The sequence below is a fragment of the Alteromonas alvinellae genome, assembly GCF_902705805.1.
Window position 1 is genome coordinate 1 of the sequence record NZ_CACSIH010000138.1, and the last position, 16,838, is coordinate 16,838.

Annotated in this window: 13 protein-coding genes; 3 read left to right on the forward strand and 10 right to left on the reverse strand. The window is 45.4% G+C overall.

Annotated features, from left to right (window positions below; genetic code table 11):
* Window positions 1–176 precede the first annotated feature (176 nt).
* The 5 genes from gcvP to ACX5KA_RS10435 all read right to left on the reverse strand — a co-directional run bounded on the left by gcvP (window position 177) and on the right by ACX5KA_RS10435 (window position 7,263).
* A complete protein-coding gene (gene gcvP, locus ACX5KA_RS10415) occupies window positions 177–3,086 on the reverse strand; it encodes an aminomethyl-transferring glycine dehydrogenase (RefSeq protein ID WP_458731089.1) in 2,910 nt (969 codons plus the stop codon).
* A 121-nt stretch (window positions 3,087–3,207) separates the two neighbouring features.
* Window positions 3,208–3,597, reverse strand: coding sequence for a glycine cleavage system protein GcvH (gene gcvH / locus ACX5KA_RS10420; RefSeq protein WP_014979989.1), 390 nt, complete (start codon window positions 3,595–3,597; stop codon window positions 3,208–3,210).
* Between the two features lie 26 nt (window positions 3,598–3,623).
* Window positions 3,624–4,703, reverse strand: coding sequence for a glycine cleavage system aminomethyltransferase GcvT (gene gcvT / locus ACX5KA_RS10425; protein ID WP_039218525.1), 1,080 nt, complete (start codon window positions 4,701–4,703; stop codon window positions 3,624–3,626).
* A gap of 366 nt (window positions 4,704–5,069) precedes the next feature.
* A complete protein-coding gene (nagA, locus tag ACX5KA_RS10430) occupies window positions 5,070–6,209 on the reverse strand; it encodes an N-acetylglucosamine-6-phosphate deacetylase (protein WP_458731081.1) in 1,140 nt (379 codons plus the stop codon).
* Window positions 6,210–6,348: 139 nt separating this feature from the next.
* Window positions 6,349–7,263, reverse strand: a complete 915-nt coding sequence (locus ACX5KA_RS10435; RefSeq protein ID WP_458731082.1) for a glucosamine kinase nucleotide-binding domain-containing protein — start codon at window positions 7,261–7,263, stop codon at window positions 6,349–6,351.
* 426 nt (window positions 7,264–7,689) lie between these two features.
* On the opposite strand from ACX5KA_RS10435, the gene ACX5KA_RS10440 reads away from it, so the two are divergent.
* The 3 genes from ACX5KA_RS10440 (at window position 7,690) to ACX5KA_RS10450 (ending at window position 11,607) form a co-directional block, all read left to right on the forward strand.
* A complete protein-coding gene (locus ACX5KA_RS10440) occupies window positions 7,690–8,538 on the forward strand; it encodes a LysR family transcriptional regulator (RefSeq protein ID WP_458731083.1) in 849 nt (282 codons plus the stop codon).
* Between the two features lie 392 nt (window positions 8,539–8,930).
* On the forward strand, window positions 8,931–9,887 hold the full coding sequence (locus tag ACX5KA_RS10445) for a universal stress protein (RefSeq protein WP_458731084.1): 957 nt from the start codon (window positions 8,931–8,933) through the stop codon (window positions 9,885–9,887).
* An 85-nt stretch (window positions 9,888–9,972) separates the two neighbouring features.
* Window positions 9,973–11,607 carry an L-lactate permease gene (locus ACX5KA_RS10450; protein WP_458731085.1) on the forward strand — a complete coding sequence of 545 codons (1,635 nt, stop codon included), beginning with the start codon at window positions 9,973–9,975 and terminating at the stop codon, window positions 11,605–11,607.
* Window positions 11,608–11,683: 76 nt separating this feature from the next.
* On the opposite strand, the gene ACX5KA_RS10455 is transcribed toward ACX5KA_RS10450, so the two are convergent.
* The 5 genes from ACX5KA_RS10455 to ACX5KA_RS10475 all read right to left on the reverse strand — a co-directional run.
* Window positions 11,684–12,616, reverse strand: coding sequence for a DHH family phosphoesterase (locus tag ACX5KA_RS10455; protein ID WP_202942104.1), 933 nt, complete (start codon window positions 12,614–12,616; stop codon window positions 11,684–11,686).
* 84 nt (window positions 12,617–12,700) lie between these two features.
* On the reverse strand, window positions 12,701–13,990 hold the full coding sequence (locus ACX5KA_RS10460) for a M24 family metallopeptidase (RefSeq protein ID WP_039218535.1): 1,290 nt from the start codon (window positions 13,988–13,990) through the stop codon (window positions 12,701–12,703).
* Window positions 13,991–14,100: 110 nt separating this feature from the next.
* On the reverse strand, window positions 14,101–14,976 hold the full coding sequence (locus tag ACX5KA_RS10465) for an EamA family transporter (protein WP_458731086.1): 876 nt from the start codon (window positions 14,974–14,976) through the stop codon (window positions 14,101–14,103).
* Window positions 14,977–15,023: 47 nt separating this feature from the next.
* A complete protein-coding gene (locus ACX5KA_RS10470) occupies window positions 15,024–16,568 on the reverse strand; it encodes a M28 family metallopeptidase (RefSeq protein ID WP_458731087.1) in 1,545 nt (514 codons plus the stop codon).
* A gap of 80 nt (window positions 16,569–16,648) precedes the next feature.
* A partial coding sequence (locus ACX5KA_RS10475; protein ID WP_458731088.1) for a hypothetical protein occupies window positions 16,649–16,838 on the reverse strand: 190 nt, incomplete at its 5' end.

A 16,838-nucleotide genomic window follows, 5' to 3' on the forward strand; every position in this document is an offset into this window, starting at 1 on the left:
TCCTGAATTTGATGCGGAATGTCGGTTCAATCAAGAAAAAGAGTAAATCTAATGAATAAGAAAAAAGGCGAACCATTTCTAGTTCGCCTTTTCTTATTTATGCGTTCACAATCTTAATTGCATTCACATTTTTAATTGCAGCGTTCACAAACTTAATTGTTGATCGCCATTACACCCTACTCCTCAACATAGCTCTCAATGCTAGGGCATGAGCAGATCAGGTTACGGTCGCCGTAAACGTCATCAATACGGTTAACCGTTGGCCAGAACTTGTTTCTGTGTACTTCTGGTGCTGGGTACGCTGCTAGCATGCGGTCGTAGCTGCGGTTCCAGTCGCTGTCACAGATGTCAGCTAGTGTGTGCGGTGCATTGTGTAGCGGGTTGTCTGTGGCATCCCACTCGCCGCTTTCTACTTTCGCAATTTCCTGGCGAATGCTAACCATGGCGTTAATGAAACGGTCTAGTTCGTACTTCGCTTCCGACTCGGTTGGCTCAATCATAAGCGTACCCGCTACTGGGAAGCTCATAGTTGGCGCGTGGAAACCGTAGTCGTTCAAGCGCTTCGCAATATCTAGCTCGGTTACACCGCTTGCTTCTTTAAGCGGGCGAAGGTCAATAATACATTCGTGCGCTACGCGGCCATTGTTGCCTTTATAAAGCACAGGGAAGTGCCCTTCTAGCTTCTTAGCCACATAGTTAGCGTTAAGAATAGCTACTTCGGTTGCACGGCGAAGGCCTGCGCTACCCATCATTTTGATGTACATATAGCTAATAGGCAGAATTGACGCGCTGCCCCATGGCGCTGCCGATACCGCACCACAGTCTTTGCCTGCCGTTTCTACGTTAACAACCGTGTGGTTTGGTAGGAATGGCGCAAGGTGCGATTTAACACCAATTGGTCCCATACCTGGGCCACCGCCACCGTGTGGAATACAGAAGGTTTTGTGCAGGTTAAGGTGCGACACGTCTGAACCAATGAAGCCAGGTGACGTAATGCCCACCTGCGCGTTCATGTTCGCGCCGTCCATGTAAACCTGACCGCCGTGCTCGTGAACGATGTCACAAATCTCGCGTACGGTTTCTTCATATACACCGTGGGTAGACGGGTACGTGATCATGGCGCACGATAGGTTTTCACCTACTTCTTCTGCTTTTTTGCGAAGGTCGTCAAGGTCTACGTTACCGTTAGCGTCACAAGCTACTACTACCACTTTAAGGCTAACCATTTGCGCAGACGCTGGGTTAGTACCGTGGGCCGAGCTTGGAATTAGGCACACGTTTCTGTGACCTTCGCCACGGCTTTCGTGGTAACGCTGAATAGCCAATAGGCCAGCGTATTCACCTTGTGCACCTGAGTTAGGCTGCATAGAAAGCGCGTCGTAGCCCGTTACGTTAATGAGCCACTCGGCTAGCTCGGCAATCATTTCTTGATAGCCTACTGCTTGGTCTAGTGGAGCAAACGGGTGAAGCTGACCGAATTCAGCCCATGTTACTGGGATCATTTCAGCCGTTGCGTTTAGCTTCATGGTGCACGAACCCAATGAAATCATTGAGTGGTTAAGCGCCAAGTCTTTGTTTTCAAGGCTCTTGATGTAACGAAGCATCTCTGTTTCAGAGTGATACTTATTAAACACTTCGTGCGTTAGGAAGTCGCTAGTACGTACTAAACCTTCAGGAATAGATTTTACGTCTTGCGTGGTTACTTCTGCGTCTAAACCTTCTACCGTTAGGCCATGCTCTTCACCAAGCAGTACATCGAATAGCGCAACAATGTCTTCACGTGTGGTAGTTTCGTCTAGCGACACACCTACCGCACCGTCAAGGTCTGCACGCAGGTTCATGCCTTTTGTGTATGCGCTTGCTAGTACGTCTTCTTTGTTGCTTACCATTACGGTTAGCGTGTCGAAGTACGTGCTATGTTTAAGAGCTACACCTTTTTCTGCACCTTTCTGGTTTAAACCAGTAGCAAGGATGTCGGCGAAGCGGTGAATGCGCTCAGCAATGGTTTTAAGGCCTTGTGGGCCGTGGTACACCGCGTAGAAGCTTGCCATGTTGGCTAGCAGCACCTGCGCTGTACAAATGTTCGAGTTCGCTTTTTCACGGCGAATGTGCTGTTCACGGGTTTGTAGCGCCATGCGAAGTGCTGGGCGACCACGGGTGTCTTTACTTACACCGATAATACGGCCAGGTAGTGAGCGCTTGTAGCTGTCGCGTGTAGCAAAGAATGCCGCATGCGGGCCACCGTAGCCCATAGGTACACCAAAGCGCTGTGCACTACCAAGTGCCACGTCTGCACCTAGCTCACCAGGCGACTTAAGCATTACTAAGCTCATTAGGTCAGCGGCTACTGCCACAATACCTTTTTTCTCTTGTACCGCAGCAATGATGTCGCTGATGTCTTTTACTTCACCGGTAGAGGTTGGGTATTGAAGTAGCGCACCGAATACGTCGTGCTCTGCTGCTTCTTCTGCCGCACCTTTGATGATTTCAAAACCGAACATTTCAGCGCGAGTTTCTACCACGTCAACCGTTTGCGGGTGAACGTCGTTTGCAATGAAGAAAGCGTTTGATTTTTTATTCTTAGATACGCGCTTAGCAAGGCCCATGGCTTCAGCCGCCGCTGTACCTTCATCAAGTAATGACGCAGATGCTAGCTCTAGGCCAGTTAGATCAATGGTCACTTGTTGGAAGTTAAGAATGGCTTCCAAACGACCTTGGGCAATTTCTGGCTGGTAAGGCGTGTACGCTGTGTACCAACCTGGATTTTCTAGCACGTTGCGAAGAATAACGTTTGGTACGTGCGTATCGTAGTAACCCATACCAATGAAAGAACGGTTAATTTTGTTCTTTTGTGCAACGGCTTTAAGTTCACTTAATGCTTCAACTTCTGTCGCCCCTTCACCACATTTTAGTGGCTCTGGTAGCGCAATACCTGCCGGTACAGTTTGCTCGATTAAATCGTCTAGTGAGCTTGCACCAATAGCAGACAGCATTTCTTCAATTTCGCCTTTACCCGGGCCAATGTGACGGCGGATAAATGTATCTTTTTGCTCTAGTTGAGCCAATGTAGGGGAAGTATTCGACATAACGTTGTTAAGCACTCGTAATGGTTGCCGCAAGGGCGCGTTAAATCTTTAAGTTAAAAAGGGGCTGAATTATCTTCATGCCCCTTTTCAAATTATGGTTCTTTTAAAACTGCGTAACGAATTACTCTTCGTCGATGCTGTTTTCGTAGCCTTCAGCGTCTAGTAGACCTTCTACTTCTGCCGCATCGTCAGCTTTAATTTTGAATAGCCAACCGTCGCCGTACGGGTCAGAGTTAACTAGTTCTGGTGAATCTTCTAGGTCTTCGTTAATAGCTACAATTTCACCTGAAATTGGCGCGTAAACGTCAGACGCTGCTTTTACCGATTCAGCAACACATACGTCGTCGCCAGTGCTTACTGCGTCGCCAACATCTGGCAAATCAACGAAAACCATGTCGCCAAGTAAGCCTTGTGCGTGCTCAGAAATACCTACAGTGAAAACACCGTCTCCATCAGGGCGAACCCATTCGTGCGTAGCGGCATAGCGTAAATCAGTTGGGATGTTGCTCATAATCGTTCCTGTTATTCTCTGTTAACTTATAAAACACTTTTTCCATTGCGAACAAAGGAGGGCTTAACCACTTTTACTGTAACCCACTTTTTGCGCATTTCCACTTCTACTGTTTCTCCAACATCACTTGGTACTCGTGCCATCGCAATTGAGTGACCTAGAGTTGGAGAGAACGTACCTGAAGTGATAACGCCTTCGCCGCTTTCTGTTTTCACTTTAAGACCGTGACGCAGCACGCCTTTTTCAGTCATCACCAAGCCTACTAGCTTGTCGGTACCCGCTTCGCGCTGCGCTTCTAGTGCTTTACGCCCTACGAAGTCACGATCAGCCGGTTCCCATGTAATTGTCCAGCCCATGTTGGCGGCTAGTGGTGATACAGTTTCATCCATATCTTGGCCGTATAGGTTCATGCCTGCTTCTAGGCGAAGGGTGTCGCGAGCACCCAGGCCGCATGGCTTAACGCCCGCGTCTAGTAGTGCTTGCCAAAAGTTTTCCGCTTGCTCAGCTGGCACCATAATTTCATAGCCTGCTTCACCGGTATAACCTGTGGTAGCAATGAATAAGTCTTCTGCTTGTACACCAAAGAATGGCTTCATGCCCGCTACCGCTTCTTTTTGCGCTGCGCTGAACAGGTTAGCGGCTTTTTCTTTTGCGTTAGGGCCTTGTACGGCAATCATGGCAAATTCAGGGCGCTCGGTGATGGTTACGTCAAAGCCTTCTGCTTTGCTCATTAACCAGTTCATGTCTTTTTCGCGCGTTGCTGAGTTAACTACTAGGCGATAGTTAGTTTCGTCGAAGTGATAAACGATAAGGTCGTCTACAACACCGCCTTCTTCGTTAAGCATGCCGCTGTATAGCGCTTTGCCTTTGTCTTTTAGTTTTGCCACGTCGTTGGCTAAAAGGTACTGAAGATAAGCTTTGGCTTGCGCGCCTTTTACGTCAACAATGGTCATGTGAGACACATCGAACATACCGGCGTCTTGACGCACAGCGTGATGCTCTTCAATTTGTGAACCATAGTTAATTGGCATATCCCAGCCGAAGAAATCGACCATTTTCGCACCGGCTTCTAGGTGCTTTGCGTGTAGGGCGGTGGTACTAGACATTCCACTTACTCTTTTTAATTTGAAAGGTAGAAAACGAAACTGAGTATAGTGAGCTAACGTTTATGCAACAAATTGGAAATTTTTATCAATACATTTAAAAAGCAAATGTATTTTTAAGAAAACATGAGGAAAGCAAATATTTAACCGCTTACTGATGCATTCAGATTGTTTAACGAAGATCGCAGCCGAGACTATTGAACCTGAAACAGCTAAATATCAGATGGTGTTTGGAACGGGCAGTGACAATTCAATACTCAGCTCTTTTGAAACGTTGCTGAATGCTTGCTACGCAATTGTTGAGGACGGTGTAAGGAATGTTTAAATACTGATTAGTAGCCTGTTAAAAGTTGTTCAATAGCAAGTGTGCTAAACGCACACTTCACCATTTTGCCAAACGTTTGCAATTGCGTGGTCTTCGCTTAGCTCTACAAAGTTCGCCCGCTGCCCTACTGCAATGCTGCCCAATTTCTCGCTAATACCCATAAACATAGACGGTGTTGCACTTGCCATATAGCTCGCGTCTTCTAGCGAAATTCCTATGTCGTTAACGCAGTTAATAACCGCGCCATGCATGTCTAAACAACTTCCTGCGAGTGTGCCATCAGGTGTAGTAAGTTTGTTTCCCACACGAGTTATATGCGTATCGAAAAAGTCTATAACGTCTTCGTCAGCACCTACGTGGGCCATGGCATCGGTGACCAGCATTAATTGTGATGCCCCCTTGGTTTTATAGGCCAGCTCAACGGCTTTAGGGTGTAAATGTTGATGGTCAACAATGATGCCGCAGGTGTTATTGCTTAAAAGGGCTGCGCCAACCATACCTGGTTCACGAGAGGTAAACGGCGACATGGCGTTGTATAAATGAGTAAACCCAGTCGCGCCAGCTTCTATCGCCCTTTCAACCATATCAAACGGTGCATTAGAGTGCCCTAGCGCTACGATAACGCCTTGGTTTACTAAGTCTCGAATAACATCACACGACGTATTTTCTGGCGCGACAGTAATCATTACCTTACCGAGATCTTTTCGGGTATAAGTGGCAAGCTCTCTGTCGGTTAACGGTCGTATATATTTTGAAAGGTGTACGCCTTTTTTCTCCACACTTAAGTGCGGCCCTTCAAAGTGAATTCCTTCAACACTTGGGTGGCCGCTTTCTATTGCTTCACTTACCGCATTGGCGGCGCTTTCGATAGTCGTAATGTCATCGGTAATAAGTGTAGGGAATAACGTAGTGGTACCAAACTTTCTATGAGCCTTGGCCACTATTTCTACGCTTTTAAACGTTGGGGCATGATTAAACATTACGCCACCACCGCCGTTCACTTGTGTATCTATATAGCCAGGAATAAGCCTGTTTGACACGTGCTCAGGAATTTCTTCACGCTGCTTTTGTGAATCAGAAATCGCTTCGATGTGAGTAATTAGGCCCTCTTTGATTGTGAGTACTTGGTCTTTTTCCCAGTTATCATTTATCAAAACGTTTTCGGCTAAAATTGTCTTCATCATTGCGCTTTCATTTTCTTAATTGGATGCGGTTGCAGCATTATCTTTTGCTTATAACGTTGCTTAAATCGTCGCTTATCTCATTGCTTGTATCGAAATTTACAGCGTAAACTGTTTGCGGCTTATTTGCGGCCAATGGCAGCTATTTGTCATCATACAGTGCTTGAGCATACTTGATAGCACCTTGCTCTGGCGATGACACACATGCTTGCAGGCGCGCTCGGATTTTTTCAGAAAAGTACGGGATATAAACATCGCTCAACCCACCTATTAGAGCAAGATTATACGTATTATCACCTAGAAGTCGCTGAGCCATACTTTCTAAATATTCGCCACCTTCGTTAAAAATGCGAACAACTTGGAGATCACCCTCATCTAAAAGTGGCTGCATACACGGCACTAAGTTCGCGTAATGATAAGTACTAAACCCAGCACATTTAGCCACAATTTCATCGGCATTTGAGGTCCCGAGCTCTGCGCATACTTTTTTGGCAAGGTCATCAGGGCTTCGAATATTGTCTAAGCACAGTAAGGTATGCTGAATAGCTTTTAGACCTAGCCAAGCGCCACTTGCAAAATCACCTATTGGAAAGCCGTGTCCGCCTAAATCTGTAAACTTACCCTCGTTAAATACGGTGCCAGCCGACCCCGTCCCCACAATGATCACCGCGCCCGGCTTTCCATTATGAGCACCTACGCAGGCAGCGTGTAAATCACTTAGTATGTGAAGCGAATGAAAGGGGTGCTGCCAGTTTGCAAAGTGAGCTTTTGCGGTGCTGACATTAGCGCCAGCCAGCCCGGCTGCAACTACACACTGTGATAGCGTAATGGGTGTGACTGGGGTTTCGCTATTCTGTGAAGCCAATAAGATATTAGCAGACTCAATAGCCTTATCTACCCCATCCAATATAGAGGTTTTAGCAAGTTCTGCGTCTCGCATTATATTAGCTGGACCGCTAATGCCTTCACCTAGATGCGTGCCGTTCTTATCTTGTAGTATGACTCTGCACTTAGTACCGCCGCCATCTATGCCGATAAAATACAAGTCAGAATTCATTACATATTCTCGTAGTTAACATCACTCATTACATACTTAGTCAACACATCGCTATGCGCGGTAACTCACTTTAAACGCGCAACACTTCTTAGATCGACACGCTGATTTAATTTTTTTGATAAGCGCTACTAGAGCGTAACTGTTTGCTGCTATTGGTTAATTATATTATCGATATTTAATTACCAAAGCCTATCACAATTGCGCTTAGCTTAACGTAGTTTGCTACGTTTAATAGCTTGAATTCGTGAATTCATAAACGTGATTACGCTGACTCTGCGTTGTCTTGCGATACTTGAGGGGCGTATTCATGGGTGCTTTATACAACTAGCAACGTAAATCTTATCTAAGTTGATAATATGGGCTTTCAGTGCCATACATTTGCAAATACAATAACAAAAAGCACTTACATTAATAAACCTGATAAATATGAAGCAGCTTTCTCTAGATACTTTACGCACTTTTGTTAGCGTTATTGAGCTTGGTGGCTATGCAAAGGCGGGCGACTTTTTAGGTCGTTCTCAGCCAGCTATTAGTTTGCAAATCAAAAAGCTTGAATCGCAACTAGACCGAAAGCTGTTCACCAAAGTAGGTCAACGCCATGTACCTAGCGCCGATGGAAACTGGTTATACCCAAAAGCGAAAGAGCTACTAGAACTTAACGACAACATTTTTAGAAGCCTTACTCCTGCGCCACTAAGCGGTAGATTACGCTTGGGCATTCCCAACGAATTTGCCTCTACCCTGCTGCCGGGCTTAATTGGTGAATTCTCAAAGCGTTACCCAGACGTATCGTTAGAAGTAACGTCTGCGCTAAGTCGCGATCTGCTTCACCCGTCTCAACGAGATCACTTCGATTTAATACTGGCATTGGTAAACCCAGGGGAGCAAACCGAAGGTGAAGTTGTTTTAGAAGACGATGTGGTATGGGTAGGCGACACCGCTCACCCATTAGTGGGAAACAACATTCCACTAGTGCTAGCGCCAGATGGCTGTATGTACAGAAGCCGGGTAATTGAACAACTAAAACAGCAAACCTTCGCTTGGAAAATTAGCTACACCAACGCCGATTTGGGTGGTTTGGTTGCTGCCATTCAGCAAGGGCTTGGTGTAACAGCACTAGCAAAATCGAGCCTACCGGCCAATTTAGCCGTGCTAAATCACCCGCACCTGCCCAAGCTAGGCAAGGTGAATATTTGCCTGTTCAATCAAGATACACAGCACCCGGTGATCAGTAAAACTCTGGCCGAGTTCTTTAAAGTGAGGTTGAGAGGGTAAAGCATCTAGTATTAGTTGAGCGCGAGTTTTCTCATATATACGTTCAAGCAGTCACATTAAGGTAAGAATCTTTAACTATATTGTTCTGGGTCAAACACCTTTTTAATTGCAACGAAACCGTTATTCCGAGAATAAAAATTAATGCTATAAATATTAGCTCACAGCATATCGGTTTCCGTGGAATGCACGAGCGCGTTACCCAATTTTTACTTTATGAAAATACCTTACTAATTTGCCTAGCTTCAGCAGTTGGATAAGTAAGGGCTTTCTTTCAAAGTTATTGGGTGAGCATCGCTAGCAACAGGGCTTGGGCTCGTCTTTTTTCACCTCAGCAGCATATGCGCTTTATCAGTGGATATACGACATCGTGACGCAATCTAAGGAGTGAGAAAATGAACACAGCACAACCTGAATGCTTAGTGTGTGCATTCAATGAAATAAACGACACTACAGCATTGCTAATACGCAAAAGTCAGCAGCTAGCTTCAATGCAAAACTTACCCTTGAGGTTGTTGTGGGCAATTAACGATAAAATGTTTTCATTCGAACACCTAGATTTGCCTGAACTTAAAGCAGAGGAACGCGTTCAGCGGGAATTTAGTCTCTTTGCCGAAAAACACGGTTTTAGCGATATTAGCAACTGTGATATTCGATTTGGCAAACCCTTTGTTGAAATTATCCGCTACCAGAACGCAGTCAACGCCAAATTAGTCGTTAAGCAAATGGAAGAAAAAAGCTGGATGTCTAACAGCATAGCCAGTGACGACTTCAAACTACTCAGAAAGTGCCCTGCTCCCGTTTTATTGACACGCTCTGACTCTGATGAATTCCCAAAGAGTATTTTAGTTGCGGTTGACTTCGACAGAGACGATAGCACTTCTAAAGACGATGAGTTAAATAAGAAAATGCTCGACACTGTAGTGCATTTTTTTGATAAGCCTGAAACGCACTGCACCGTACTTAACGCTTATAGCGCGCCACAATCTGGATTTGTGAGCTTATTTGCTGATTACCCAGATAAGTTAGTAGACGACATGCTTGCCAGCGAAAAACGCTTTAAAGGTGGTGAGCTAAACATGTTAAGTAGATACTTTGTTGAACATTTAAAACCTCAGTATCTGCAGAACAACTTCAAAAAATTACTGCTGCAAGGATACGCAGAGCAGTTGATTCCCCAGCAAGTAGAAAAAACCGAAGCTGACCTTTTGGTTATTGGTTCGGTGGCAAGAACAGGCATACAAGGCTTCATTATGGGAAATACAGCCGAAGAGGTATTGAGTAATGTGAAGTGCGACGTACTTACTCTAAAGCCAGATGGCTTCGTCTCTCCGGTACTGGCCACAGACTAAAGATTGCCTGAATCAATGCTCCGCCTGTGTTTGATGCAAACGTAAGATCATACGCACGAATAATATAGTGAAGTCGAGACGTTAAATGATAGCCACATACTTGCTTATTGCCGCATACGCTCCGCTAGTTTTGCTAATTTATCTCATGGTGAAACCAAACGGTATGGCATCAAGCAAGGCCTTGCCCTTGTGCGCTTTAGTTGCATATTTGCTTGTGATTTTTCAGGGGCATTCACCTTTAGCCGTTGTACACGCGAGCGTTATACAGGGCGCATTGCTTGCCCTTACCCCCTTATCTATTATAGCCGGCGCCATTTTTCTATTTCTGTGTATGGAAAAAACAGGTGCACTTTCGACGTTGAAAAATGGCTTAAATAAAATAAGTCAGAACAAGGTTGCTCAGCTAATGATTGTGGGCTGGGCGTTCACATTTCTTATTGAAGGTGCTAGCGGTTTCGGCACTCCAGCTGCAATAGCTGCGCCTATACTATTTAGCTTAGGCTTTTCACCTGTAAAGGTTGCCTTATTTTGCCTAGTGACCAATACCATTCCCGTTATTTTTGGTGCCATGGGCACGCCGGTGTGGTTTGGGATGTCGCTATTATCACTGCCAGAAGCAACGATTACTGATATTGCTAAGCTTGCAGCACTCATCAGCACACTTGTTGCACCGGTAATTGTGTTTCTGGCTTTGCGATTAATTTTGCCGTCATGGCAGGCGATATTTAGACATTGGTTGTTTATCCTTTCTTCTACTTTCGCATGCACCCTGCCTTTTCTCGCGTTAAGTTTTTTCGGCGTTGAATTTCCCTCTTTGCTGGGTGGAGGTATTGGTCTGATAGTGACTGTAATAATGGCTAAAGCAGGCTTTGGGCTTTCGTCGACTAGCGACGTTGAAACAAAATCAGACGCTGAACATGAGCTGGCCGAATCCCCTAATTACAGAGCGCTTGTTAAAGCGTCTTTTCCCTTATGGGGCACAGTCATAATTCTTTTGCTTACGCGACTTCCTGAGTTTGGGCTTAGAAGCTTGTTGCAAGATGGTGAGCCTAATATCACAGCATCACTTGGCATATTGGGCGACGTGTCGGTAAGTGCCAGCTTAGTCATATCATTGGCAGATATTTTAGAGACAGGTATTCAATGGAAACACAGCGTTCTTTATATTCCGTCGTTAATACCTTTTATTGTTGTTGCCTTAGCCAGTGTTTACAGTTTTGGCGCTCGAGAGTTTGTACCAAGAGTAAGCTCAGTGTCTGCCCAAACCGCAAAACGCATGATTAACCCTTTATTTGCATTATTAGGCGCACTCATATTTGTAAACTTAATGATGCTTGGGGGAGAACAATCGGCGGTTTCACTCATTGGCAGACACATGGCAGATTTAGCAGGTAACAACTGGCCATTTTTCGCACCACTACTTGGAGCACTTGGCAGCTTTTTTTCTGGTTCGGCTACCATTTCTAACCTGACCTTCGCAGGAATTCAATACGCCATTGCTGAACAGCTTTCTTTACCCTTGTCGGTAGTGCTTGCGCTTCAGAGCGTGGGGGCTGCAATGGGAAATATGGTGTGCATCAATAACATTGTGGCGGTAACTGCAATTCTAGGCCTTAAAGGTCAAGATGGCGTTATATTAAAAAAAGCGGCGAGTATTCTTGCTGTATACGCCATTATGGTGGGTATTTTAGGAAGTGGGCTAATTAGTGCGTATCGCTAACAAGCTCGCGATGTGCTTGGGCATAAAAAAGGGTAAGACAACATGGTTGTCTCACCCTTTATTGAAATACTAGCCTTTACCCATCGCTGGTAATGGTGTCGATAATCTCATTTAGCACGGTTTCTGCTTTACTCGTTTCAACCTGACATGTGCCCGCGTTCATGTGACCGCCGCCGCCATACTTCAAACATAACTCACCTACGTTAGTGTTAGAGGTGCGGTTGGTAATTGACTTTCCAATTGCAAACACTACGTTTTGCTTTTTAAGCCCCCACATCTTGTGAATAGAAATATTGCAGTCTGGGTACATGGCGTAAATCACAAAGCGATTAGTCGCGTAAATAGTTTCTTGGTCGGTTAAGTCCAATACTACTAAGTTGTCGTACACGGTAGAGCATTTCGCTATTTGTACCTTCGCCATTTCATTATGTTCGTGATACAAGCTCACTCGCTCAGCAACGTCTTCCATTTGAAGTATTTCTTCAATACTGTGGTCTTTACACGCATCTATTAGCTTCATCATTAACTGGTAGTTAGAGATCTTAAAATCTCTGAATCTGCCAAGCCCAGTTCGCGCATCCATAATGAAATTCATGAGCACCCAGTCGGTGGGCTCTAAGATCTCTTCTTCAGTAAACTGTGCAGAGTCGCCTTTATCTACCGCTTCCATCATTTCCTCTGAGATATCAGGAAACTTTTCTGCACCACCATAGTAATCGTATACCACCCGTGCAGCAGACGGCGCTTTCGGATCGATAATGTGATTATCAATGTCGCCTGAATTACGTACTGTCTCACTCAGGTGATGGTCGAACGCAAGGTGACAACCTGCTACGTAAGGCAGATTGGTTGTGATGTCGTTTTCGGTAATATCAATTTTACCGTCTTGCATGTCTTTTGGATGAACAAACAGAATATCGTCAATTAAGTCTAAATCTTTCAATAAAACTGCACATACAAGTCCATCGAAATCACTTCGCGTAACCAATCTAAATTTTCTTTCAGGCATAGTTTATCCATCATTCACTTAGGTAATTATTTTAAGTGTAACAGCTAATAAAAATTTTGAGAGACAGGTTTATTAACTTCTTATTTAGCTTTTTAAATTCAGCAATTTACCCAGCGGCTTGGCCAAACTTTCTGGCGGTTCGGTAAAGTAAGCGGGACCTGTTTCAGTCATGTACAAACAGTCTTCTAAGCGAACACCAAATTCACCCGGAATATAGATACCTGGCTCATTGGAAAAGCACATGCCTTTTTTAAGTGGCGTATTTTCACCACGCACAAAGTTAACGCTCTCGTGTCCTTCCATGCCGATACCGTGACCTGTTCTGTGACTTAGCCCAGGCAATGCATAGTCTTTGCTGTACCCTTTGCTGGCGTAGAATTGGCGCACTGCATCATCCACTTTGCCTGCTGGCTCACCAATTTTAGCTGCGGCAAATGCTACGTTCTGCCCTTCCCTTACTGTGTGCCATACGTCCTGAACTTTCTGAGGCGCCTTGCCAAATACCAAAGTACGACTTATGTCGCTTTGGTAACCGTGCACGCTGCAACCGCTGTCTAGCAAGATCACCGAGCCTTCTTTGATAGTTTGTGCTGCATTTGTGCCATGAGGATAAGCACTTGCATCGTTAAACAGTGCCAAACACCATGTACCGCTGCCACCCAAGCGCTGCTGTGCAGTGTTCATCAAGCTTTTAACGTCCTGCTGACTCATACCAAGCTTTAGATTATCGAAAACAAACTCGTAGGCTTCTAAGGTCACTTCATTCGCTTTGTGCATAAGAGCCAACTCACTGGGCGTTTTGTACATGCGACAGCCAAGGGTAATTGGCTCTGCGGGAACAATATTAATGTTTGGCAGCGCTCGGCTGACTCCGGTAACTACAAAGTAGCGTACGCTGCTTTCAAACCCGATATTGCCGCTTGTTATACCGCGCGATTTTAAAATATTGGCTACGACATCAAACGGGCTTTCATGCTCTTGCCACACTCTTACATCATCGCCTATAGCTAATGACTCAAGCACACTTGGCTTTTCGAAAAATGGCGTAACCACCGCCATATCACCTTTTTGAGGGATAACCAGCGCGGTCAAGCGCTCACTACGCCACCATTTAATCCCTGAAAAATAATCCATAGCAGCGCCAGGCTCGACCAAAATTGCCGCAATATTTTGGGCTTTCATAAGCGACTGCGCTTTTTCGATACGCGCTTTGCGTTCTTCTGTGGTAATCGGCTTTGCATCTGCGGTGATATTACTTAGCCCGCTTAAACTGTTAATGTCTGTTGCATTAGTTTGATTAATTGCAGCCATAGCAGCCACAGGCGCAAGCGCAAAGCTAGCGCCCGCTAATTTCAAGAAATGTCGCTTATCCATGTTCCCTTCCTGTCGTTTTAATTAAGGTTGTTTAGCACTTTTTTGTTCTATGAAAATAACATTCAATTGATTTTGTACTAAAAACTTCAGTGTTTAATATTGTCATTACTTTATGCCCACATAACAAAGATGGCGGCAAGCCCAATAAGAAGTAAGCCAGCAATTTCGCGTTTTGTGACTGCATTTTTTAGCCAGTAATGTGAGAGTATCAAGGTAAGTAACACCTCTAACTGCCCAAGCGTTTTTACTAGCGCCACATGTTGCAATGCCATAGCGGTGAACCAACAAATTGAGCCCAAACAGCTTACCGTGCTAATCGCTAGCACCTGCTTTTTAGCGTTGGTTAGCTGTCTGAACACGAAGGGTTTAGTTAGCGCAATATAACCACTTAAACTTATCGTTTGTACACATAGCACCCATAACAACACCCAAGCAGCAGCCACTGTATGCTGAACATTTAGCATATGGCTAGCCTCGCGCACCAACAGTGATGTCAGCGCAAAACAGGTACCGCAAGCAAGACCTATGACCATGGTTTTCACACTAATGCCATGGAGCCGATTGCCACTGCTTAACACAAATACTGCTATTGCGCCTATTACTATGCCCGCCCACCCAAGGGGCGTTAAATAACTTCCGAAAAAGAGCATGCCTACAACGCCGGCCACCAAGGCCTCACTTTTCGCTAGACCTGCGCCAATGGCAAAATTCTTCTGCTTGAACAAAATCACCATTAAAGAAGTGGCCGCTATTTGAAGTAGCGAAGCACACAGTATCACTGCAATAAAAGAGCCTGAGAACTCAGGCACTTGACTGGCACTACTGCTGTAGAGAATGAGTAAATAGACGAGGGCTATTGGCGGAGCCAAGATAAAGCGAGATAGCGTCACCCCAGAGGTGTTAACTGCGCCACTCAGCTTGCTCTGCAGTGCATTGCGCAGGGTTTGCATAACAACCGCGCCCAACGTAAATAAAATCCAACTCATTAGCGTCGCTTTACCTTGTTATATCGCTACCTACAGTTAAGCGTGAATTACTTTGCCTCTTTCGCTTCCATTGCCTGTGTGCGCTTGTCTTTAAAATCAGAGTCGCGTTTCCAGTATGGCCACACATCGCCTTGGGCATAGTAATTCAGCATAGAGCCGATAAGTGAGAGGTCTTGTTGCACACCACCTAATGTCCAGCTTGGAAGGTAGTCATCATCTGCTTTATGGTAGCGTTTGGCGATGAAGCTAGGGTCGGTATCGCCTAAGCTCATGAACAAAATTGAAGGCACGCCCTGCTTAGCAAGCGCGAAGTGATCTGAGCGGAAGAACAGTCCATTTTGAGGTCGCGGATCCATCTTGACGTTTCGCCCTTGTAGCGCGGCAGCTGTTGCTAAATCATCTTCAATAGATAAATAACCTTCGCCGTACTGCAAGATGTAATCAACGCCATCGTTTACATTCATGCCGTCGATATTTAAAAAAGCCACCATGTTCGATGTTGATACCGGCGGGTTATTTGCAAAATAATCGGCACCGAGTAGCCCTGTTTCCTCGGCGGTAAACGCACTAAACATTAGTGTACGCCCAAAGCCCTCTTCGCGTTTTGAAAGCGCATCTGCCAATGTAAGCACACCTGCTACGCCTGACGCGTTGTCTACCGCACCATTGTAAATAGTGGTTTGGCCGTTCTTCTCAACTTTGCCTAGGTGATCCCAGTGAGCGTGAAGCATTACCCATTCTTCTGGCTTATCTGTTCCTTCTAAAATACCCGCAACATTTTGCGACTCGGCACGCTCAATAGTATTGGTAAAGCCCAATGATGCTTTTGTGTTTAGCGCGATGGGCATAAATCCTGGCTTTGAAGCTTTGTCTTTAAGCTCGCCATAGTCCATACCCACTTTTTCAAATAGCTGTCTTGCGGCATTTAAATGAAGCCAACCCATTACACCGACTTGTGAAGCATTGTTGTTGTCGTCGACTAAACTGAATTTGGTATTGGAGTTAGAGTTTTCGACTACGCCCCACCCGTAACCCGCTGGCATGGTTTCATGAATAATGAAAACCGCTTCTGCCCCCTGCCTGGCTGCTTCTTCGTACTTATGTGTCCAGCGACCGTAATAAGTCATTGCATTGCCCTGAAAAAGCTCTGGATCTTTAGAAGCGAAACCCGGATCGTTTACCAGCATGACAACGGTTTTTCCTTTTACATCGAGGCCGGCGTAATCATTCCAATTGTACTCTGGGGCATTAATGCCATAACCCACAAAAACTACGTCACTATTTGTAAGTGAGTAGTCATTAACAATGCGCTGAGTTCGGGCGGTAAAGTCGCTGCCTGCGCTAAAATCAAGCCCGCCTATTTTTAACGATGAAATGTTCTTCGGCGTTATTTTGGCTAACGGCACAGCTTGGGTATAGCTATCGCCAAAGGCTGGCTTCAGCCCTAGCTTTTTGTATTGGGTTACCAAGTAATCGACTGTTTTCTCTTCACCTTTCGACAAAGGCCCTCGCCCTTCAAACTCATCGCTTGCCAGTGTTTTAACGTGCTGACGATAAACATCCAAGTCGATAGAGGCATTACTCAGCGTCATCTTTTTGCTTTTTGTTGTCGCCGACGATTCAACCGAGGCTAAAGTGGAAGCAGGTACTTCGGCATTCGCCGAACCAGTCATTAAAGTAGAAGTAAGTACGGAAGCGGCGCAGACAAAGGAAAAGGCGCGATAAGGTTTGCAAAGATAAGTAAACATAAGCCATTGGCACAAATAAAAAAGGATACCGAAGAGTATCCTGTACCGCTGACTATCTCAACGCCGAAACGACTAAACCACAAGAATGGGGTCAGAGTCTGAGGGATCCCCACG